Consider the following 14,085-nt stretch of genomic DNA (forward strand, 5'->3'; position numbering starts at 1 on the left):
TCTGCGGTGATTCGCTGGGCAGGCGCACTGGCGGCGTGGCTGGTGCTGCTGGGCGCCAGCGCCGCGCCCATCGACGACTGGCACGAGCGCGCGGTCGCGGTGCGCAGGCTGGCCGACAACGACGCCCCGGCCGCCTATGCGCAGGCGCTGCGCCTACAGGCCGAGCTGCCGCGCGACGCGCCGGCCACCGATGTCGTGCGGGCGCTGAACCTGCTGGCGCGCATCGAGATCCATCTCGGCCAGTCGACCGAAGCCATCGCGCGCGCCGAGCAGGCGATGCGCGCGGCCACCGCCGCCAACGACCGCGCCGGCCAGGCCGAGGCCGACATGAACCTGTCGCTGGGCGCCGTCAACCTCAACCACGTCGAGCGCCTCGTCGAGGTCACGTCGCACAGCATCGCCGTGCTGGACGGCGCGGACCGGCCCGACCTGCTGGCGGAGGCGCTGTTCCGCGGCGCCCTGGTGCTGCGCCGCGTCGGACGGATCGAGGAGTCGGCGACGATGACGCTGCAGTCCATGGACGCGGCCCAGCGCTCGGGCCAGCCCCTCGCGCAGTCCTATGCCCACCACGGGCTGGCCGTGTCCTATATGCAGAGCGAGCGCTTCATCGAGGCGACCGAGCAGTTCGAGCAGATGCGCCGCCAGGCCCAGGCCGCCGGCTCCCGACTGCAGGAAGGCTTCGCGCTGCTGGGCCTGTCCAACGAAGCCCACCGGCGCGGCGACCATGACGAGGGCGAACGGCTCGTGACCGAGGCCATCGCCATCTTCACTGCAGTGGCCACGCCGGTAAACCTCGCCAGTGCCTTGCACAACCATGCCGATCAACTGCTCGCGCAGGGCAAGCTGCAGGAGGCGCTGGCCGAAAGTGATCGCTCGCGCGCCATTCTCACGACGACGCAGCTGCGCACCGGCCGGTTCCACGGCGCCCAGCAGCGCAGTCGCATCTACGAGGCGCTCGGCAACCAGGCGGCTGCGCTTGCCGAAGCCGAGCAGGCCTATGCCGAGTCGCTCGCTCTCGGGCAGCCGCTGTACGTGGCCAGCGCCGCGCGCCGGCTCGCCCTGCTGCAGGCGGCTGCGGGCGACCTGCGGCGCGCCTACCGGCTGGCCATCGACGCCGCCGACATGCAGGCGCGCGCCAGCACCGAGCGCAGCGCCGAGCGCCTGCTGGAGGCCGCACAACGCCGCCGCGACGAGGCGCGCCAGCGCGAGCTGGCCGAGCTGCAGCGCCGTGGCGAGCAGCAGGCCGTCGAGCTGCAGGCTCGCGCGCTGCAGGAGCGCTGGCTCTGGACCGTGCTGGCCGGTAGCTTGATCGCGTTGATCGGCACCGTGTTCTTCCTGATGCGCCTGCGCCGCTCGCGCGCCGAGGTGCGCCGCCTGGCCAACACGCTGGAGCAGCGCGTGCACGAGCGCACCGATCAGCTGGAGCGCGCCCAGCACGTCGCCGAGGCCGCCACCCAGGCCAAGAGCGAGTTCCTGGCCAATATGAGCCACGAGATCCGCACGCCGATGAACGCCATCCTCGGCATGTCCTACCTGGCGCTGCAGACCGGGCTGGACGCCAAGCAGCGCAACTATGTCGAGAAGGTGCACCTGGCGGCGGAGTCGCTGCTGGTCATCATCAACGACATCCTGGACTTCTCGAAGATCGAGGCCGGCAAGCTGGAGTTCGAGGCGATTGCCTTCCAGCTCGGCGACGTCTTCGACCAGTTGGCCAACCTGGTGGGCATGCCCGCCGAGGAGAAAGGCCTGGAGCTGCTCTTCCTGCTGCCGCCCGAGCTGCCCACCGCCCTCGTCGGCGACCCTTCCCGGCTGGGCCAGGTGCTGCTGAACCTCGTCAACAACGGCATCAAATTCACCGAGGGCGGCGAGGTGACCGTGGCGGTCTCCCTCGTCGAGCGCACCGTCGAGCGCGCAACCCTGCGCTTCGAGGTGCGCGACACCGGCATCGGCCTGAGCGCCGAGGCCTGCGAGCGGCTGTTCCAGCCCTTCACACAGGCCGACGCATCGACCAGCCGACGCTTCGGAGGCACCGGCCTGGGCCTGGCGATCTGCCGCCATCTCGTGCAGCGCATGGGCGGCCAGATCGGCGTGGAAAGCGAACCCGGCCGCGGCAGCAGCTTCCACTTCACGCTGCCCTTCGTGCTGCAACCGGGCCTGCAACCCGGCGCCCGGCCCTTGCCGAATGCCGCTGAATTGCGCGGCGCGCGCCTTCTCATCGTCGACGACCACCCGGCGGTGCGCGAGCTGCTGAGCGTGCTGGTGGCCTCGCTGGGCCTACACGCCGAGGTGGCGGCCGATGGCGAGGCGGCGCTGGCGGCCGTGGCCAGTGCCGATGCCCAGGACCGCCCCTTCAAGCTGCTGCTGCTGGACTGGCGCATGCCCGGCATGGACGGCGTGGAGTGCCTGGCGCGGCTGACCATGACGGCCAGCCGCCATGCCCCGCCCACGGTGCTGATGGTCACCGCCTTCAGCCGCGAGCACGCCGAACGCCAGTTGCAGCAGCGCGGGCTGCAGGTGGCTGCGCTGCTGCCCAAGCCGGTCACCCCTTCAGCCGTGCTGGACGCCTGCGTCACCGCGCTCGGCCTGCCGGCGGCGAGCCCCCGCCGCAGCGAGCAGAAGTTGGGGCGGCTGCAGGCGCGCCAGGCCAGCCTGGCCGGCACCCGCATCCTGCTCGTCGAGGACAACGCCATCAACCAGGAGCTGGCCTGCGGCCTGCTTGAGCGCGCGGGCATCGCCGTCACCATCGCCGCCGATGGCCGCGAGGCCCTCGCCGCGCTGGACAACGCCGATTTCGACGCCGTGCTGATGGACTGCCAGATGCCGGTGATGGACGGCTACGAGGCCACGCGTGCGCTGCGCCAGCGCCCCGCGCTGAGGGACCTGCCGGTCATCGCGATGACCGCCAACGCGATGGCCGGCGACCGCGAGAAGGTGCTGGCCGCCGGCATGAACGATCACGTCGCCAAGCCTTTCCGCGTGGACGACCTGTTCGCCACCCTGACCCACTGGGTGCGCCCGGCAGCGGCATCGGCATCGACGGCCGCGCTGGCCTTGCCCCTCGCGACCGGCCTGAACCTTGCCGCCGGCCTGGCGGCGGTCGACGGCAACGAGGCGCTGTATCGGCGGCTGCTGGGCATGTTCCGCCTGCGCGAAGCCGACTTCGAGGCCCGCGTGCGCGCCGCCTGCGCCAGTGGCGACGAGTCGACCGCGCTGCGCTTCGCCCACGACCTGAAGAGCGTCGCCGGCACCCTGGGCATGCCCGAGCTGCAGCAGGCGGCCGCAACGCTGGAGGCGGCCTGCGGGCGCGGTGTCGGCATGGCGACGATCGAGCCGCTGCTGGTGGACGTCACCCGGCTGCTGCAGCCGCTGCTGCGGGCGCTGCCGGAGGCGACTGTGGTTTGAGCGGCGTCACTGTTGGCTACCGCTCCATATTTGCTGAACGATCAGCCCGATGTTCAGGACAAAAGATCTGCTCTGTTAGACCCGAGGCCCATCCCAGAATCTCCGCTTCAGTTGCCGCTCTGACAGCCCATGCATCGACTGGTGCAGTTTGATCCTCGCATCTATCAAGACTTGGAAGCAAGAGTTCCATGCAACCCGGATGCTGACATCCGACGATTACCTCTGCGTAGATCTTGTCGACAAGAACAGAACTGGGCATCTTGGCGCGCCAATGTGCGAGTTCAGCGGGCGGCGAAGCCGTCCACTTCAGTGAAGGGTTGGCGCCGGCACTCTGATGACGCACCCGAACTTGAGACCTTGTGATGTATTGCTACGCACGCGCGACGTTCTCAGCGATGCGCTTGCCCATGCTGACACGCTTCTCGACGACATAGCCGAGTGACTCATAGAACCTGCTCACGCTCTCGTTGCCGGTCATGATCTGAAGGTTTATCTTCATGCAGCCCTTCTTCGTCAAAGCCACTTCCGCATGGGCGACCAGGGCGCTGCCGAGACCCTTGTTTCGGTATGACGGGTGAACCGCGACAGAGTACAGCCAGCCGCGGTGCCCGTCGTAGCCAGCAAGGATAGTGCCGACGATTGTTCCTTCAATAGCGGCCACGAAGAACAAGTCGTCTCGCACTTCTAACTTCTTGTCGATAGCAAGGCTCGGCGTGTTGTGTGCCGTCTCGTAGCCGAAGACCGTCTCCCAGAGCTGGATGACTTGGGATCTGTGGGTTTCGTTTGAATATGAAGTGATTGAGTGCATGGGGAAGGTCATGTGTGGGGTTCGGCGCCTAACGTCGGCGCTCAGCGGGCGGCGAAGCCGTCCGCTGCAGCAAAAGGTTGAACCTCACTGCAGCACCTCGATCAGTCGGTAGCACTCACCGACCCCGACCACCGTGCCGACCTCGAAGCCGCGACGCTCAAGGACCCGGCGTAGTTTGAGATTTGGTCTCGCGCAGTGCACGGCGTGAACACGCCAATCGATGGACGAAAGCTGCTCGCGAACGGCGTATCGACGCGCGAGCGAAGCCAGTGCTGGCAGAGCACCTTCGCCACCTCCGTCTACATGAGCCAGCTCCATGACCAGTCCGCCCCCTTCCACCTTGAAGCGCCCAAGCAGGTTTGCAGAACCCGCCTTAAACACAAGTGGCTCATCACTCAGGACGATCGCCCGAAGTTCCTCGTTCGGCATCGCAAGGATTTCGTCTGGCGTGTAGCCTTCAATGAGCAGCATCGCTTGCACAGGCCGTGAGGTTCAACGTTTGAATTCAGCCGACCAGCCAGCAAAGCTGGTGCAGGTCGGCTGCAATGAATGGTTAGCCCGGCCGCGACCATGGGCTGGCTGCCGACTCACTGATTCTGAGGCTGGGCAACTTTTGTTTGAGACCAGAAACCTGGACCTGAGTGGGATACGAACGCTGATCACCGGTGTACGCAATGATGTTGATGTGATCTAGCCGATCAGTGCATGCAGGGCCAATCAGCGGCATATCGTTGTTCGGGCGGAATCGCACTGACAAGCGATAGAAACCCTTGCTATCGGCGACAGCAACAGCAGGACCGGCAGCTTGCCCAAACTCCAGCCATGACACCCCAACCAAGGCACCCGCAGCAGGCTTGCCAGAGTCGCTTAACACGCGACCCTCAAACGAATACGTCAGCTCTACGCACTCGGCATGAGCCATCGCAGGAAGCAATACCAGTGCGAGCAGCGCGGCACTCTGTTTCATGAAGGCTAACGTCGGCGCTCAGCGGGCGGCGGAGCCGTCCGCTGCAGCAAAAGGTTGGGCGTCATTGGCGCGCCCCCGAGAATTCCTCAAACGGGAGAGGAATAGGGGATAGCAGATAGGAGACGCCGTCCTCCTCCTGCTTGACATGCCACAGGGCCACGCCCTCCGGTGGCACGTTTAACCCCACGGGAAATACAAATGGCGGAAGCCAGAGCAATTGAATGACTCCGTCGCCCTCCCAACCGAACTCAAGAAATCGCTCTTTCGCGATGTCGAGGTACTTGCCCGCGTCCGCTCCTACGAAGACTTCGGGATCTTGCAGGAACAGAAGGTTGTCGATCCACTCGAAGCCGTAGATAAAGAAGGAGCGAAGTGCTTCCGCCGCGTAGTGGACGACTTTGGAAGCGGGAATGGCGTGAGCCATGGCTATGACGCCCAACGTATTGTCGCCAGTCTGCGTATTGCAGCGGGCGTCTGCGTAATGCGGACTGTCGAATCGATGGCAAGCACTTGATTCATTAGCTATTTCTCCGCAAGGACGCCGCAATTTACATCGGAATTCTGCTGGCGAATACCGTTCTTGGCTGGGCCTCCGCGCGGTCGCCTCAACCCACCGCGCGGTCCGGATGCGTGTAGCCGCCGTCCACGAACATCCACTGCCCCGTCGTATGCCCGGCCCGTTCGGACAGCAGGAAGGCGGCCGTGTCGGCAATCTCCTCGGCTGTCGTCAAGCGCTGCCCCAGCGGAATGCGTCGGGCAATGTCGGCAAACTGAGCCGCGGGGTCGGCGAAGCCGTCCAGCTACTGCTGATACAGCGGCCTCATGACTTCGGCCGGGATGACGGCGTGGATGCGGATGCCGTCGTTGCGCAGTGCGGCGGCCCATTCGCGGGTGAGTGAGGGCAGCGCACCCTTGGCCGCCGTGTAGCCGCTGGTGCCGCCCTGACCGGTAACGGCCGTCTTGGCGGAGATGTTGAGGCAACGCCCTAACTTTGACCTCACCTTCCCCTCACCCAGCCCTCACCCGCCCTCCCTAGAGTCCACGGCATCGGCTGCGCCGCAGCCCGACCCGACAGGAGAGTTCTCGATGACCCAGACCGCCAAGATGACGCTGACTGCCACGGCCGCTGCGCTGTTGGCTGCCGGTGTGACGTTGACCACCACGGCTTCGGGCTGGACGCTGCCCGGCTTTCACAAGGCGCCCACCCCGGCAGCCGCGAGCGCCGACGCCACGGCCGGCAGCGCGGCGCCCACCACCGCGACCCTGGCCGTGCCCACCGCAGCGGCGCCCGCCATCGCGCTGCCCGCCGCCCAAGTGCCCAACTACCGCGCCATCGTGCAGACGCAAGGCCCAGCTGTCGTGGGCATCACCGTGGCCGGTATGCACAAGGTAGGCGCCGAAGATGCAGACGAGGCGCCGGCCGCGCGTGGTGATGAAGACCCGTTCTTCCGCTTCTTCCGCGGCGTGCCCGGCATGCGCATGCCGCAACAGATGAACCCCGGCGCCCAGCCCTTCCGCGGTCAGGGCTCGGGCTTCATCATCAGCAGCGACGGCATCGTGCTGACCAATGCCCACGTGGTGCGCGACGCCAAGCAGGTGACGGTCAAGCTCAGCGACCGGCGCGAGTTCGCGGCCAAGGTGCTGGGCAGCGACCCGGCCACCGACATCGCCGTGCTCAAGCTCGATGCCACCGGCCTGCCGACCGTGCAGTTGGGCGACGCGAAGCAGGTGCAGGTGGGCGACTACGTGCTGGCCATCGGCGCGCCCTACGGCTTCGAGCAGACGGCCACGCAGGGCATCGTCAGCGCCAAGGGCCGCTCGCTGCCGGGCGAAAGCGTGGTGCCCTTCATCCAGACCGACGCGGCCGTGAACCCCGGCAACTCGGGCGGCCCGCTGTTCGATGCGTCGGGCCGCGTGGTGGGCGTGAACGCGCAGATCTACTCGCAGAGCGGCGGCTTCCAGGGCCTGGCCTTCTCTATTCCCGTGGACGTAGCGCTGAAGGTGAAGGACCAGATCGTTGCCCACGGCAAGGTGGAGCACGCGCGGCTGGGTGTGACGCTGCAGGACCTGTCGGCACCACTGGCCGCGTCCTTCGGGCTGGAGGCGCCGGACGGTGCGCTGGTGTCCAGCGTGCAGCCGGGCAGTGCGGCGGCCAAGGCGGGGCTGAAGGCGGGTGACGTGATCACCGGCATCGACGGCGAGCCGGTGCGCGTGGCGGGCGACATCTCCAGCCGCGTGGGCCTGGCGCGGCCGGGCGACAAGCTCAAGTTGGAGCTGTGGCGTGACAAGAGCCGCGTCAACGAAACCGTGGCCCTCGGCCGCGCCGACAAGGCCGAGCAGGAGGCCAGCGCCGCGCCCGAAGGTGGCTCGCTGGGCCTGGCGCTGCGCCCGCTGGAGCGCCAGGAGCTGCGCGGCTCGGGGCTGGACCACGGCCTGCTGATCGAACGCGTGACCGGCCCGGCGCAACTGGCCGGCGTGCAACCCGGCGACGTGCTGCTGGCGCTGAACGGCAAGCCGGTGCAGGACATCGAGCAGGTGCGCGCGGCGCTGAAGAGCAGCCCGAAGCAGGTGGCGTTGCTGGTGGCGCGGTACGGGCAGCAGATCTTTGTGCCGGTGCGGCTTGGGTGACCGCCCGGCCGGCACCCGCCGGCCCTTGCCCGCGCAAGCCCCACGACCGGACGCATCTCGACACATTGACCCGGGAGCCATCCGCTGAACCTTCGGCCAGGCCTCATAACCTGTGCGGCCTGAGACCTGAAAGGACAACATCGTGATGCACGACTCACGTCGGAATTTCCTGAAGTCAGCGGCACTCGGTTCAGCGCTCGCGGCCTCGTCAAGCACGGGCCTTGTCGCTTCGGCCTGGGCTGCCCAGACGCCCAAAGTGGCTTACACCGGCGGGTACAAGGCAGGCTCCGCAGTGCGGGCGCTGAAGCTCAACGACTTGCTGGAGATCGAAAAGCAGGCCGCCCAGATCCTTCCCAAGGGAGGCTTCGACTACATCGCCGGCGGCGCCGGTGACGAATGGACGTTGCGTGAGAACCGGCTCGCCTTCGAGCGCCGGCAGATCATGCCTCGCGTGCTCACCGGCAAAGGAGCCGTCGACCTGCATGCGGAGATCCTCGGCATCCGCATCGCCTCGCCGGTGGTGGTCTGCCCGATGGGCGGGCAAGGCCTGGCCCACGTGACGGCCGAGGCCGGCATGGCCATGGGGGCCGCCGCAGCCGACACCATCATGGCGCTGAGCACCGTCTCGACGCTGTCGATGGAGCAGGTGGCCAGCGTGTCTTCTGCGCCCAAGTGGTTTCAGCTGTACCTGCAAAAGGATGAGGGCGTGAACCGCGAGCTGCTGCGCCGCGCCAAGGCCGCGGGATACAAGGCGATCGTGCTGACGGTGGATTCGACGGCCACGGGCAACCGCGAGGCCGACGCCCGCAACAACTTCACCTTTCCACTGCCGTTCGGCAACCTGGTCTCTGGGACCGGCGGCGGCGACGTGCATGCGCTGAACGCGGACTTCGCGCTCAGGATCGACGCCAGGTCCGTCGAGTTCGTCATCAAGGAGACGGGCCTGCCGGTCATCGTCAAAGGCATCTCCAGCCCCGATGACGCGTTGCTGGCGATCCGTGCCGGCGCGGCGGCGATCCAGGTCAGCAACCATGGTGGCCGGCAGCTCGATGGCGGCCCCGCGACCTTCACCGTGTTGCCCGCCATCGCCAAAGCCGTTGATCGCAGGGTACCCATCATCCTGGACGGCGGCATCCGGCGTGGGCAGGACGTCTTCAAGGCGCTCGCGTCCGGCGCCGACATCGTCGGCCTGGGTCGGCCGGCCTACTACGGGCTGGCGCTGGGCGGATGGAAAGGCGTGCAGTCGGTGCTCGATCTGCTGAACAAGGAACTGCACATGGTGATGCAGCTGGCCGGTGCTGAAACCGTGGAAGACGTGAAGAAGACGCTGCTGGTTTGATCCCCGGCGCACGAAGGCGAGTCGCCCTGCCGTTTGCACAACCATGACGCCTCTACGCTGGAGCCTGCTCGCCGCCGTTGTCGGGCTTGCTGCAGGCGGTGCCGGCCTCTATCGCGCGCTGCGTGCGGCCGACGCACTGGCACCGGTGACGCCGGCCGGGGCGGCGGTCCCGCAGCCGTCGCTGCCCGGCACGGCACAGGTGGATGCGCCCGCAGCGGTGCAGGCCTCCGGTCCTGGCTCCATCACCAGGCCAGCCGCCGGGTCGCTGGCCGCTGCGCCGCCCTCTTTACCGCGCGTCGGCTCCGAAGGCTACGGCCCCTACATTGAGCGCGCCCTGGCCGGCAATGACGCGAAGGCGGCCTGGGAGGCGGTGCAATGGCTGCGGCAATGCGCCTCGAACGAAGCTCGCCGCGCCAGCTTCGAGCAAGCGCGCAACCAGGGCGTCGTGCCGGAAATGACGACCCAGCTGATGGTGGAGGCCGACGCCGAGGCGCGGCGCTGCCAGACCGTGACCGCGCAACACCGCGGCATGCTGCCCGAGCTGTCCGCACGAGCGATGCGCGCCGGTGTGCCGCTGGCCGCCCAGGCCTATGCAGCCGCCGTCTCTCCCGCCGGTCTGGCCCCGGCCCAGCGCCAGGAGGTTGCCGATGCGCTGCGGCGCGACGCCGTGGCCGCCGGCACGATGGGCTTGTCCGCTGCCGTTGAGGCAGACGAAGCCTGGGGGCTGAGCGACGCGGAGAGGCTCGGCTTTGTCGCCGCCTTGAATCAGTTGGCTGCCCAGACGAAACCGGGCGAGTTCAATCTGAACGGGGTGATGCTGAGCAGAAGCATCCGCTTCAAGACCCCGCCGACGGCCGAGCAACAGGCAGCGGCGCAGCTGGCCGGGCAGCGGATCGTGGCGCGCATCAACGCCGGCCAGCCCTGACGGCCCGCACAAGCGGTGCCGTTCAAGGCATGCCGTTGCCCACGTACTCCGCGAACCCCGGCCGCGTGCCCAGCCGCTGCAGCCAGGCCTCCACCGCCGGCAGTTCGGTCCGCTCGATGGGCGCGTTCTTCCAGCGCTGCGCCGACAAGCCCAGCACGACGTCGGCCAGCGTGAACTCGTCGCCGGTCACGTAGGCGCCGGTGCGCGCGAGCTGCGCGTCCAGCATGCCCATGTGGCGGTTCCAGCTCGCGATGCTTTGCTCGATGGCCTCGGGCGTCGCGGCCTGCCCGCGCACCAGCGCCATGAAGGCCACACGCCAGCTGTTGTTCAGGTCGCCACCCTGCCAGTCCATCCACTGCTCGACCTTCGCCCGCGCATGTGGCTCGTTGGGCAGCAGCGCCGTGGCGCCCTGCCTGCTGGCGAGGTAGCGGCAGATGGTGTTGCTCTCCCACAGCACGAAATCGCCGTCGATGAGCACGGGGATCAGGCCGTTAGGGTTCAGCGCCAGGTACTCCGGCTCCTTGGGCGAGCGAAAGCCCGGACCCCAGTCCTCGCGGTCGAGGTGCAGGTCGAGCAAGGCGGCGGTCCACATGACCTTGCGGACGTTGATGGAGGCGAGGCGGCCGAGGAGCTTCATGGCGGTGTCAGTGCGGATGTTGGTGATGGACATCGGGCACATGCGGGTGGCTGTGCCGGGTGGGCGAATGATGATGCCGGTGGCTGTGCTCGCCGGCCGGCAGGGGGTCGTGGGCGTGCCCGTGGTGACCGTCGTCGTGGCGATGGGCATGTTCATGATCCAGCGGCTCGTGCGCGTGCTCGTGGCCGTGGGACTCGGCCAGGTGCAGGGCCACGCCGGCCAGCATCAACCCGCCGGCGACCAGCATGGGCCAGCCGGGCGAGCGGTCGCCCAGCGCCAGCGCGGCGACGGCGCCGATGAAGGGCGCGAAGGCGAACACGGAGCCAGTGCGCGCGGCGCCAAAGGCGCGCTGGGCCAGCAGGTAAAAGCGCAGGCTCAGGCCGTAGCCGAGGGCGCCGATGGCGAACAGCGCGAGGGCCGACGCTGCGGTGGGCGGGCCTTCGCCCGCCAGCCACGCCACGAGCACGGTCAGCGCGACGCCGAGCGAAGCCTTGACCGCGACGACCTGGCTCGGGTCGCGCTCGGCCACACCGCGCGACAGCGTGTTGTCCACGCCCCAGGCCAGCGTGGCGGCCAGCACGGCGAGCAGGCCGGCGAGCTGCCCGCCGCCGCCCCAGCCCTGGTCCAGCACGAGCACGGCGCCACCGGCCAGCAGCAGGCCGAGCGCGGCACGCACGCGGCGGTCCAGTTGCTCCCGGTACAGCACAGCGGCCAGCAGCGCGGTGAACAAGGCCTCCAGCGTCAATAGCAGCGACGCCCCCGTGGCGCTGCTGCGCTGCAGCCCCCATGCCAGCGCCGCCGGGCCGAGGGCCGCGCCGAACAGCGCCATCGCCAGCAGGCGCGGCAAGTCGCCACGCACGACGCGCGCCTCGCGTTCCACCGGCCGGCGTGACAGCGCCCCCATCAGCGCCGCGCCCGCGTAGAGCAGCGCCGCCGTCGCCCACGGCCCGCAGCCGGCCCCGGCGCGCTGCACCAGCGGCGTGCTCAGACCGAACAGCGCAGCCGCCAGCAAGGCCAGGGCGGCGCCACGCAAGGCTGGGCGGTTCATGCGCGGGGGGCGATGGAGGAAAGGCGGCTAAGGAGTCCCATGGCCGGCAGTGTCAGCCAAACGGCGCCGGACGCGGCCCCTTCCCAAGCCAGGCGCAGGGGTACGCTCACGCGGCCTGCCGACAGCACCCGCTACGGAGCCAGGCATCCATCAGCAAAGGAATCCCATGAGCATTTTCAGCAGCATCCTCGCCAAACTCGGCTTCGGCCACACCGACACTCCGGCCGCCCCTGCAACCACGACTGCAACCCCCGCACAGCCGGCGCCCTCAGCAGCGGTTGCGCCCGCAGCAACCCCGGCCATCTCGGCCGTGGACGTGACGGCCAAGCTGGAGCAACTGGCCAGCGCCAATCCCGAGAAGCTGAACTGGCGCGTCTCCATCGTCGACCTGATGAAGCTGCTCGGCCTGGACAGCAGCCTGGCCTCGCGCAAGGAGCTGGCGACCGAACTGCATTGCCCCGCCGACAAGATGGGCGACTCCGCGCAAATGAATATGTGGCTGCACAAGACCGTGCTGCAAAAGCTCGCCGACAACGGCGGCAAGGTGCCGGCGGAGCTGCTCTAAAGCTGCACGAGCGCGACCGTCCAGCGCCCGGCGTCGTCACAGGCCAGCCGCACCAGGCCCGGCCCGGTCACGCCGCCGACGCTGGCGTCGCTGAGCGCGGTGAACTCGCGCAGCAGCACGCTCACGCGCTGATCCAACTGCTTGGCCAGCCGGGTCAGCGCGACCGGCTCGCCGCCCGGTGCCAACTCATGCAGCGTGCGCAGCAGCAGCTCGGGCGACATGGGCAGACAGCATGATCGGGATGGACTTGCTCGTCGGCGTGCGTGCGCCAATCGAGAAGCTCTGCAGCGGCACCAGCGGGTTGGTCTCGGGGTAATAGCTGGCCAGGCAGCCGCGCGGGATGTCGTAGGCGACGAGCAGGAAGCGCTCGGCTCGGCGCTGCTGCACGTCGCCGTTCGCGTCGTCGACGTAGAGACTGGTGATGTCGACCCAGTCGCCGGCTTTCAGCCCCAAGTCCTTGATGTCCTCGGCGTGAATGAAGACGACGCGGCGGTGGCCGTGCACGCCGCGGTAGCGGTCATCCAGCCCGTAGATGGTGGTGTTGTACTGGTCGTGCGAGCGCAGCGTCGTCAGCGCGAAGACGCGAACGTCACGATGCCGCTCGGCGGCGCGCTCGACGGCGAGGTCGGTCGGCATCGCATGCGTGCTGAACTGCGCGCGGCCCGAGGCCGTGGCCCAGACGCGCTCGCTTGCTGTGTTACGCAGCCGGAATCCGCCGGGCGTCTTGAGCTTCTCGTTGAAGCCGGCGAAGTCGGGCAGCACCGCCTCGATCCTGTCGCGGATGGCGGCGTAGTTGCCGGCGAGTTGAAGCCAGGGCGTGCGACTGTTCGCCAACGTGGCGGCGGCCAGGCGCGCGACGAGCATGGGCTCGGACAGCAGATGCTCCGAGGCCGGCGCGTTCATGCCGGCGGACAGGTGCACCATGCTCATCGAGTCCTCCACCGTGACGCCCTGCGCCCCCGTGGCCTGCACGTCGATCTCGGTGCGGCCCAGCACGGGCAGCACTAACGCCTTCTTGCCACGCACGACGTGGCTGCGGTTGAACTTGGTCGTGATGTGCACGGTCAGCCTGCACTGCTTCAGCGCACGCCAGGTGGCGGCGGTGTCGGGCGTGGCGGCGGCGAAGTTGCCGCCCAAGGCGATGAAGACCTTGCCGCGCCCGTCCAGCATGGCTTCGATGGCGCCGATCGTGTCAAACCCCGGCTCGCGCGGCGGCTCGAAGCCGAAGACCTCGCCGAGCTTGTCGAGAAAGGCAGCGGTCGGCTTCTCGTAGATGCCCATCGTGCGGTCACCCTGCACATTGCTGTGGCCGCGCACCGGGCAGGCGCCGGCACCGGGCCGGCCCAGGTTGCCGCGCAGCAGCAGCAGGTTGACGATCATCTGGATGGTCGCCACCGAATGCCGGTGCTGCGTGATGCCCATGTCCCAGCAGGCGATGACGCGCTCGCTGGTGGCGTAGATGTCGGCGGCCTGCTCGATCTGCGCGCGGGTCAGGCCCGAGGCTTCCACGAGCGGCTCCCAGGCCTGCTCGCGCAGCTCGGCGATGAAGGCCTCGAAGCCGGTCGTGTGCTCGGCGATGAAGGTCTCGTCCAGCGCGCCCAGTTCCACGACGCGCTTGCACATGCCCTTGAGCAGCGCGAAGTCCCCGCCCACCTTGAGCTGGAAGTAGTGGCTGCTGATCGGCGAGTCGCCCAGCGTGGCCATCTCCAGCGCGTTCTGCGGGTCGGCAAAGCGCTCCAGGCCCCGCTCGCGCAGCGGGTTGAAGC

The 14,085-nt window shown here is 68.4% G+C and carries 13 protein-coding genes and 1 pseudogene; 5 read left to right on the forward strand and 9 right to left on the reverse strand.

The window, feature by feature from the left end:
- Positions 1-6: 6 nt before the first annotated feature.
- A complete protein-coding gene (locus tag ABIS05_RS07295) occupies positions 7-3,402 on the forward strand; it encodes a response regulator (protein WP_348011526.1) in 3,396 nt (1,131 codons plus the stop codon).
- 370 nt (positions 3,403-3,772) lie between these two features.
- On the opposite strand, the gene ABIS05_RS07300 is transcribed toward ABIS05_RS07295, so the two are convergent.
- The 5 genes and pseudogenes from ABIS05_RS07300 to ABIS05_RS07320 all read right to left on the reverse strand — a co-directional run.
- Positions 3,773-4,222, reverse strand: a complete 450-nt coding sequence (locus tag ABIS05_RS07300; protein ID WP_348063232.1) for a GNAT family acetyltransferase — start codon at positions 4,220-4,222, stop codon at positions 3,773-3,775.
- Between the two features lie 72 nt (positions 4,223-4,294).
- Positions 4,295-4,681: a hypothetical protein gene (locus tag ABIS05_RS07305; RefSeq protein ID WP_348011528.1), complete on the reverse strand. Its 387-nt coding sequence runs from the start codon at positions 4,679-4,681 to the stop codon at positions 4,295-4,297.
- A gap of 82 nt (positions 4,682-4,763) precedes the next feature.
- A complete protein-coding gene (locus tag ABIS05_RS07310; RefSeq protein ID WP_348011529.1) occupies positions 4,764-5,177 on the reverse strand; it encodes a carboxypeptidase-like regulatory domain-containing protein in 414 nt (137 codons plus the stop codon).
- Between the two features lie 61 nt (positions 5,178-5,238).
- Complete coding sequence (locus ABIS05_RS07315; protein ID WP_348011530.1) at positions 5,239-5,601, reverse strand: hypothetical protein; 363 nt, start codon at positions 5,599-5,601, stop codon at positions 5,239-5,241.
- Between the two features lie 181 nt (positions 5,602-5,782).
- Positions 5,783-6,163 (reverse strand): annotated as a pseudogene (locus tag ABIS05_RS07320) (SDR family oxidoreductase); the annotation flags it as partial.
- Positions 6,164-6,263: 100 nt separating this feature from the next.
- On the opposite strand from ABIS05_RS07320, the gene ABIS05_RS07325 reads away from it, so the two are divergent.
- From ABIS05_RS07325 to ABIS05_RS07335, 3 genes are all read left to right on the forward strand, one after another.
- Positions 6,264-7,805: a Do family serine endopeptidase gene (locus ABIS05_RS07325; protein WP_348011531.1), complete on the forward strand. Its 1,542-nt coding sequence runs from the start codon at positions 6,264-6,266 to the stop codon at positions 7,803-7,805.
- A gap of 145 nt (positions 7,806-7,950) precedes the next feature.
- Positions 7,951-9,144 carry an alpha-hydroxy-acid oxidizing protein gene (locus tag ABIS05_RS07330; protein ID WP_348011538.1) on the forward strand — a complete coding sequence of 398 codons (1,194 nt, stop codon included), beginning with the start codon at positions 7,951-7,953 and terminating at the stop codon, positions 9,142-9,144.
- Positions 9,145-9,187: 43 nt separating this feature from the next.
- Positions 9,188-10,069 carry a hypothetical protein gene (locus ABIS05_RS07335; RefSeq protein WP_348011532.1) on the forward strand — a complete coding sequence of 294 codons (882 nt, stop codon included), beginning with the start codon at positions 9,188-9,190 and terminating at the stop codon, positions 10,067-10,069.
- Positions 10,070-10,091: 22 nt separating this feature from the next.
- Here the strand turns inward: ABIS05_RS07335 and ABIS05_RS07340 are convergent, their stop codons facing one another.
- Both ABIS05_RS07340 and ABIS05_RS07345 read right to left on the reverse strand, forming a co-directional pair.
- Positions 10,092-10,739: a glutathione S-transferase family protein gene (locus tag ABIS05_RS07340; RefSeq protein ID WP_348011533.1), complete on the reverse strand. Its 648-nt coding sequence runs from the start codon at positions 10,737-10,739 to the stop codon at positions 10,092-10,094.
- A complete protein-coding gene (locus tag ABIS05_RS07345) occupies positions 10,714-11,754 on the reverse strand; it encodes a DMT family transporter (protein WP_348011534.1) in 1,041 nt (346 codons plus the stop codon). Before ABIS05_RS07345 ends, ABIS05_RS07340 begins: the two co-directional genes overlap by 26 nt.
- A 166-nt stretch (positions 11,755-11,920) precedes the next feature.
- Here ABIS05_RS07345 and ABIS05_RS07350 point away from each other — a divergent pair, with 166 nt between their 5' ends.
- Positions 11,921-12,319: a DUF3597 domain-containing protein gene (locus tag ABIS05_RS07350; protein WP_348011535.1), complete on the forward strand. Its 399-nt coding sequence runs from the start codon at positions 11,921-11,923 to the stop codon at positions 12,317-12,319.
- Here ABIS05_RS07350 and ABIS05_RS07355 read toward each other — a convergent pair.
- Both ABIS05_RS07355 and ABIS05_RS07360 read right to left on the reverse strand, forming a co-directional pair.
- On the reverse strand, positions 12,316-12,540 hold the full coding sequence (locus tag ABIS05_RS07355; RefSeq protein WP_348011536.1) for a hypothetical protein: 225 nt from the start codon (positions 12,538-12,540) through the stop codon (positions 12,316-12,318). The genes ABIS05_RS07350 and ABIS05_RS07355 overlap by 4 nt on opposite strands.
- A partial coding sequence (locus ABIS05_RS07360) for an FdhF/YdeP family oxidoreductase (RefSeq protein ID WP_348011537.1) occupies positions 12,506-14,085 on the reverse strand: 1,580 nt, incomplete at its 5' end. The genes ABIS05_RS07355 and ABIS05_RS07360, both read right to left, overlap by 35 nt.

This window comes from Roseateles sp. (assembly GCF_039929605.1).
Taxonomy (GTDB): Bacteria; Pseudomonadota; Gammaproteobacteria; order Burkholderiales; family Burkholderiaceae_C; genus Pelomonas.

Bases quoted from the DNA above. Each gene is read 5' to 3' on its own strand.
- ABIS05_RS07355 (WP_348011536.1), bottom strand. From the start codon at position 12,540: ATGTCGCCCGAGCTGCTGCTGCGCACGCTGCATGAGTTGGCACCGGGC.
- ABIS05_RS07300 (WP_348063232.1), bottom strand. From the start codon at position 4,222: ATGACCTTCCCCATGCACTCAATCACTTCATATTCAAACGAAACCCAC.
- ABIS05_RS07335 (WP_348011532.1), top strand. From the start codon at position 9,188: ATGACGCCTCTACGCTGGAGCCTGCTCGCCGCCGTTGTCGGGCTTGCT.
- ABIS05_RS07325 (WP_348011531.1), top strand. From the start codon at position 6,264: ATGACCCAGACCGCCAAGATGACGCTGACTGCCACGGCCGCTGCGCTG.
- ABIS05_RS07330 (WP_348011538.1), top strand. From the start codon at position 7,951: ATGCACGACTCACGTCGGAATTTCCTGAAGTCAGCGGCACTCGGTTCA.
- ABIS05_RS07340 (WP_348011533.1), bottom strand. From the start codon at position 10,739: ATGTCCATCACCAACATCCGCACTGACACCGCCATGAAGCTCCTCGGC.
- ABIS05_RS07305 (WP_348011528.1), bottom strand. From the start codon at position 4,681: ATGCTGCTCATTGAAGGCTACACGCCAGACGAAATCCTTGCGATGCCG.
- ABIS05_RS07350 (WP_348011535.1), top strand. From the start codon at position 11,921: ATGAGCATTTTCAGCAGCATCCTCGCCAAACTCGGCTTCGGCCACACC.
- ABIS05_RS07315 (WP_348011530.1), bottom strand. From the start codon at position 5,601: ATGGCTCACGCCATTCCCGCTTCCAAAGTCGTCCACTACGCGGCGGAA.
- ABIS05_RS07310 (WP_348011529.1), bottom strand. From the start codon at position 5,177: ATGAAACAGAGTGCCGCGCTGCTCGCACTGGTATTGCTTCCTGCGATG.
- ABIS05_RS07345 (WP_348011534.1), bottom strand. From the start codon at position 11,754: ATGAACCGCCCAGCCTTGCGTGGCGCCGCCCTGGCCTTGCTGGCGGCT.